A 252-nucleotide genomic window follows, 5' to 3' on the forward strand; every position below is an offset into this window, starting at 1 on the left:
GATGCGCACCCAGGTAATCAAAGCAGAAGACCGCAGCGGCATGACGGATCTGCGTACCTATCCCGCGGCCCTGAAGGCGGTGGTAGATCCACGATCCGGTTACAACCTCATAGTTATCGGAGAAATTCTTCGCCCGCAGATCCACCGAGCCGATAACCTCACCATCAAGGTGCACTCCAAAATCGAGCGACCATTCTTCCGGGGACATCTGTGCGCGATGCGCCCACCGGAAACTCGGATCAGGCTTCTGCT

1 protein-coding gene is annotated in these 252 nt (G+C 57.1%); it reads right to left on the reverse strand.

Annotation, left to right across the window (positions count from 1 at the left end; genetic code table 11):
* The coding region (locus QP415_RS12345) for a GNAT family N-acetyltransferase (protein WP_285100266.1) at positions 1 to 208 on the reverse strand (208 nt) is incomplete at its 3' end.
* Positions 209 to 252 lie beyond the last annotated feature (44 nt).

It is taken from the genome of Pauljensenia sp. UMB3104 (assembly GCF_030217285.1).
Classification (GTDB): domain Bacteria; phylum Actinomycetota; class Actinomycetes; order Actinomycetales; family Actinomycetaceae; genus Pauljensenia.